The organism is Oerskovia sp. NPDC056781 (assembly GCF_042789955.1).
Taxonomy (GTDB): Bacteria; Actinomycetota; Actinomycetes; order Actinomycetales; family Cellulomonadaceae; genus Oerskovia; species Oerskovia rustica.
This window is the reverse complement of sequence record NZ_JBHUAD010000013.1, coordinates 28,062-34,190: the sequence shown is the minus strand read 5'-3', so window position 1 is coordinate 34,190 and position 6,129 is coordinate 28,062. Positions and strand designations below refer to the sequence as shown.

At 70.8% G+C, this 6,129-nt stretch carries 2 protein-coding genes; both read right to left on the bottom strand.

What is annotated here, in order from left to right:
* Positions 1-14 precede the first annotated feature (14 nt).
* Positions 15-1,481, bottom strand: coding sequence for a glutamate synthase subunit beta (locus ACFRCR_RS02435; RefSeq protein WP_377675241.1), 1,467 nt, complete (start codon positions 1,479-1,481; stop codon positions 15-17).
* Complete coding sequence (gene gltB, locus ACFRCR_RS02430) at positions 1,474-6,033, bottom strand: glutamate synthase large subunit (RefSeq protein ID WP_377675238.1); 4,560 nt, start codon at positions 6,031-6,033, stop codon at positions 1,474-1,476. The genes ACFRCR_RS02435 and gltB overlap by 8 nt, the downstream gene beginning before the upstream one ends.
* Positions 6,034-6,129: the final 96 nt, after the last annotated feature.

The window sequence follows — 6,129 nt, the reverse complement described above, 5'->3', positions numbered from 1 at the left end:
GGCTCACACTCCTGTCATGCTCTCAGCGACACGGTCGACGCGCGCACCGGAGCGGGCAGCTCGCTGCTGCCCTGCAGGTACGCGTCGACCGACGCCGCCGCGGCACGACCCTCGGCGATCGCCCACACGATGAGCGACTGGCCGCGGCCCGCGTCGCCCGCGACGAAGACGCCGGGCACCGTGGCCGCGAAGTCGTCGCCGCGCGCCACGAGCCCGCGCGCCGTCAGCCCGATGTCGGACTGCGTCGCGAGCGTGTCCGTCTCGGGTCCCGTGAAGCCCATGGCCACGAGCACGAGATCGGCAGGGATCTCCTTCTCGGTGCCGGCCTTCGGGACGCGTCGCCCGTCCGGGAGGTACTCGGTCTCGGCGACGAGCAGCGCCCGCACCCGACCGTCCTCGCCCGCGAGGAACTCGACGGTCGAGGCCAGGTAGGCCCGCTCGCCTCCCTCCTCGTGCGAGGTCGAGACCTCGAACAGGATCGGGTCGGTCGGCCAGGGCTGGCCCGCGGCCCGCTCACGCGGCGGCTGCTTGCCGATCGCGAGCGTCGTGACGCTCGCCGCGCCCTGCCGGAGCGAGGTGCCCAGGCAGTCGGAACCCGTGTCGCCACCGCCGATGATGATCACGTTCTTGCCCGTCGCGAGGATCTGGTCCTCGACGGTCCCGCCCGCGACCACGGTGTTCGCCTGGTGCAGGAACTCCATGGCGAAGTGCACGCCGTCGAGCTCGCTGCCCGGCACCTGGAGCGCACGCGGGATCGTCGCGCCCGTCGCGAGCACGACGGCGTCGAACCGGCGCCGCAGCTCGTCCCAGGTGATGTCGACACCGATCTCCACGCCCGTGCGGAAGCGCGTGCCCTCGGCCTCCATCTGCGCGAGACGACGCTCGATGTGCGTCTTCTCGAGCTTGAAGTCCGGGATGCCGAACCGCAGGAGGCCACCGATCGCGGCGTCTCGCTCGTACACGACGACCGTGTGGCCGGCCCGCGTGAGCTGCTGCGCCGCAGCGAGACCCGCGGGCCCCGACCCGACGACCGCGACCGTCGAGCCCGTGAGGCGCTGCGGCACGTGCGGCGTGACGAAGCCGCGCGCGAACGCCTCGTCGATGATCGAGACCTCGACGTTCTTGATCGTCACGGCCGGCTGGTTGATGCCCAGCACGCAGCTCGACTCGCAGGGAGCCGGGCACACGCGCCCCGTGAACTCCGGGAAGTTGTTCGTCTCGTGCAGCCGCTCGCTGGCCTCGGCCCACTGGTCGCGCCAGACCAGGTCGTTCCACTCGGGGATGAGGTTCCCGAGCGGGCAGCCCTGGTGACAGAACGGGATACCGCAGTCCATGCAGCGGCCGGCCTGCTCCTTGAGGAACGGCTGCCCCTCGACGCGGTGCTCGTGGACGTCGCGCCAGTCACGCAGACGGACCTCGACAGGGCGGTTGGGCGGGAGCTCACGCTCCCGCACCTTCAGGAATCCGCGGGGATCAGCCACGGGCCACCTCCAAGATCTGGTCCCACACACCGGGGGCGGCAGGATCGAGACCGTCGAGCTCCGCCTGAGCGAGCGCCTTGCGCACGCGGGCGAACTCGGCCGGCAGGATGCGCGTGAAGCGAGCGCGCGCCGCGTCGAAGTCCTCGAGCAGCTCGGCCGCGACGGTCGAGCCCGTCTCCTCGAGATGCGTCCGGACCAGGCCCTCGACGAGCGCGCCGTCCGCGTCGTCGAGCGTGTCGAGCAGCAGCTCGCCCGAGGACACGCCGGTCGTGTTCATCGCCTGCGGGCGCAGGTCGAGCACGTAGGCCGTACCTCCCGACATGCCCGCACCGAGGTTGCGTCCGGTCGGTCCGAGGATCACGACGGACCCGCCGGTCATGTACTCGAGGCCGTGGTCGCCCACGCCCTCCACGACGAGCGTGGCGCCCGAGTTGCGGACCGCGAAGCGCTCGCCCACCAGGCCGCGCAGGAAGATCTGCCCGGACGTGGCGCCGTAGCCGATGACGTTGCCCGCGACGACGTTGCTCGACCCGGTCAGGACAGCGGCACGGTCCGGACGGACGATGATGCGTCCGCCCGACAGGCCCTTGCCGACGTAGTCGTTCGCGTCGCCGAAGAGGCGCAGCGTGATGCCTCGCGGGAGGAACGCGCCCATCGACTGACCGGCCGATCCCGTGAGGGAGACGTCGATCGTGTCGTCCGCCAGACCCTCGCCGCGGTACCGCTTGGTCACCTCGTGACCGAGCATCGTGCCCACGGTGCGGTTGACGTTGCGGATAGGCAGGGCGATCCGCACGGGCTCACGGTTCTCGAGCGCGTCGGTCGCCAGCGCGATGAGCTGGTTGTCGAGCGCGCGGTCGAGCCCGTGGTCCTGCGTCGTCGTGTTGCGCAGCGACGAGCCCTCGACCGGCTGCGGCTTCTCCAGCACGGGCCCGAGGTCGAGCCCCTGGGCCTTCCAGTGCTCGACCGCCTTGCGGGTGTCGAGCGCCTCGACGTGCCCGACGGCCTCCTCGATCGAACGGAACCCGAGGCGGGCCAGGTGCTCGCGCACCTCCTCCGCGACGAACTCGAAGAAGTTCACGACGAACTCCGGCTTGCCCGTGAACCGGGCGCGCAGCTCGGGGTTCTGCGTCGCGACGCCGACCGGGCACGTGTCCAGGTGGCACACGCGCATCATGACGCAACCGGAGACGACCATGGGAGCCGTCGCGAAGCCGAACTCCTCGGCCCCCAGCAGCGCACCGATCACGACGTCGCGCCCGGTCTTCATCTGGCCGTCGACCTGGACCACGATGCGGTCGCGCAGGTTGTTCAGCACGAGCGTCTGCTGGGTCTCGGCCAGGCCGAGCTCCCACGGGGTGCCCGCGTGCTTGAGCGAGGTCAGCGGGCTCGCGCCCGTGCCGCCGTCGTGCCCCGAGATGAGCACGACGTCCGCGTGCGCCTTGGACACACCCGTCGCCACGGTGCCCACGCCGAACTCGCTCACGAGCTTGACGTGCACACGAGCCGACGGGTTCGCGTTCTTGGCGTCGTGGATGAGCTGCGCCAGGTCCTCGATCGAGTAGATGTCGTGGTGCGGCGGCGGGGAGATGAGCCCGACCCCCGGCGTCGAGTGACGCGTCTTGGCGACCCACGGGTAGACCTTGTGGCCCGGCAGCTGACCGCCCTCGCCCGGCTTCGCGCCCTGGGCGAGCTTGATCTGGATGTCGTCCGCGTTGGTCAGGTACTCGGACGTGACGCCGAAGCGGCCCGACGCGATCTGCTTGACCTTCGAACGACGCTCCGGGTCGTACAGACGCTCCGGGTCCTCACCGCCCTCACCCGTGTTCGACCGTCCGCCGAGCCGGTTCATCGCGATCGCGAGGGTCTCGTGCGTCTCGGCCGAGATGGAGCCGTAGGACATCGCCCCCGTGTTGAAGCGCTTGACGATCTCGCTGACCGGCTCGACCTCGTCGATCGACAGCGCCGGGCGCTGCCCCTCCTGGAACTCCAGGAGGCCGCGCAGCGTCATCAGACGCGTCGACTGGTCGTCGACCCGCTGGGTGTACTGGCGGAAGACGTCGTACCGGCGCTCGCGCGTCGCGTGCTGCAGGCGGAAGACGGTCTCGGGGTCGAACAGGTGCTCCTCGCCGTCGCGGCGCCACTGGTACTCGCCGCCCGTGGTGAGGCGGACGTGCGCCTGGTGGTTGCCCGAGGCCGGGTAGGCCTCGGCGTGCCGTGCGGCGACCTCGGCCGCGAGGACGTCGAGGCCGATGCCGCCGAGGCGGCTGGTCGTCCCGGCGAAGTAGTCCGCGACGAGCTCGTGCGAGAGACCGAGCGCCTCGAAGACCTGCGCTCCTCGGTACGAGGAGATGGTCGAGATGCCCATCTTGCTCATGACCTTCAGGACGCCCTTGCCGAGCGCCTTGATGAGGTTCTTCACGGCCTGCTCGGGGCTGACCGGGACGAAGCCCGACTTGGCGAGGTCCTCGACGGTCTCCATCGCGAGGTACGGGTTGACCGCGGCCGCGCCGTAGCCGATCAGGAGGGCCACGTGGTGCACCTCGCGGACGTCCCCGGCCTCCACGACGAGCGAGACCTGGGTGCGCGTGTGGCGGCGCAGCAGGTGGTGGTGCACCGCGCTCGACAGGAGCAGCGACGGGATCGGCGCGAGCTCCTGGTTCGAGTCACGGTCGGAGAGCACGATGAAGCTCGCACCCTCGGCCACGTGCTGGTCGACCTCGGCGAAGATCTCCTCGAGCCGGTCCTGGAGAGCCTGGCCGCCCCCACCGACGGGGTAGAGACCCTTGACGGTCACGGCCCGGAAGATGCCCTCGAGGGCAGGGTCGCGGTCGACGCGCAGGATCTTCGCGAGCTCGTCGTTGTCGAGCACGGGGAACGGCAGGATCAGCTTGCGGGCGTGCAGCGGGCTGTCGTCCAGGAGGTTCGGCTCGGGGCCGATCGCCCCGCCGATCGACGTGACCAGCTCCTCGCGGATCGCGTCGAGCGGCGGGTTCGTCACCTGGGCGAACATCTGCGTGAAGTAGTCGAACAGCAGCCGCGGCCGGCTGGACAGCACCGCGATCGGCGTGTCCGTGCCCATGGCGCCGAGCGGCTCGGCGCCCGTGCCTGCCATGGGGGTGAGCAGGATCCGCAGCTCCTCCTCGGTGTAGCCGAACGCGCGCTGGCGACGCTGGACCGAGGCGGGGCTGTGCGCGACGTGCTCACGCTCGGGCATGCGGTCGAGGTAGACCGAGTTCTCGGCGACCCACTGCGCGTACGGACGCTGCGCGGCGAGCTGCCCCTTGATCTCCTCGTCCTCGATGATGCGGCCCTGGCCCGTGTCGACCAGGAACATGCGGCCCGGCTCGAGCCGGCCCTTGCGCACGATCGTGGCCGGGTCGAGGTCCAGGACCCCGGCCTCGGACGCCAGGACGACGAGGCCGTCCTCGGTCACCCAGTACCGCCCCGGGCGCAGCCCGTTGCGGTCCAGGACGGCGCCGATGAGGGTGCCGTCGGTGAAGTTGAGGCACGCGGGGCCGTCCCACGGCTCCATGAGCGTGGAGTGGTACTCGTAGAAGGCCCGACGGTCCGGGTCCATCTCCGTGTGGTTCTCCCACGCCTCGGGCGCCATCATCAGGACGGCGTGCGGCAGCGAACGGCCCGACAGGTGCAGGAGCTCGAGCACCTCGTCGAAGCTGGCCGAGTCGCTCGAACCCTCCGAGCAGACCGGCAGCAGCGGCCCGAGGTCGCCGAGCTTGTCGCTCGCGAGCATGCCCTGGCGTGCGGCCATCCAGTTGCGGTTGCCCCGCACCGTGTTGATCTCGCCGTTGTGCGCGATCATGCGGAAGGGTTGGGCGAGCGGCCACGACGGGAACGTGTTGGTCGAGAAGCGCGAGTGCACCAGCACCAGCTCGCTCGCGTAGCGCGGGTCCGAGAGGTCCGGGAAGAACGGCTCGAGCTGCGCGACGGTCAGCATGCCCTTGTAGGTGAGCGTGCGCGAGGACAGCGACGCGAAGAACAGCCCGAGCTCGTGCTCGGCGCGCTTGCGCAGACGGTACGTCCGACGGTCCAGCTCGAGGCCGGACAGCTCGCGGGTCAGGTCGGCGACCACGAGCTGACGGAACGTCGGCATCGAGGCGCGCGCGCTCGGCCCGACGAGGTCCGCCGTCACGGGGACGTCGCGCCAGGCGAGGACGACGAGCTTCTCCTCGGTCGCGATGGCCTCGACCTGCCGGACCGCCTCGGCCGCAGCCACGGGGTCCTGCGGCAGGAAGGCCATGCCGATCGCGTAGTGGCCCGCGGGCGGCAGGTCGACGTCGACGACGTCCCGCACGAAGGCGTCGGGGATCTGGGTCAGGATGCCTGCCCCGTCACCGCTGTTCTCCTCGGCGCCGACGGCGCCGCGGTGGTCCAGGTTGAGCAGGGCCGTGAGCCCCGCGTCAACGATGTCGCGTCCGGGCGTGCCGCGGAGCGTCGCCACGAAGGCGACACCGCACGCGTCGTGCTCGGCCACAGGGTCGTACAGGCCCTGTGCCGAAGGCGCAGCAGCCCGGTGCAGCGGCGTGGTCATCAACACCGTCCTCACAGGCGCCCGGCCATGGGCCGGGCTTTGATCCAACTTGGGGGATTGTGGGACTTCATCGGCCCAACGGACATGACTGAACCT

What these genes read in the sequence shown, in the direction of transcription:
- gltB (WP_377675238.1), bottom strand. Translation starts at nt 6,033, where the DNA reads ATGACCACGCCGCTGCACCGGGCTGCTGCGCCTTCGGCACAGGGCCTG.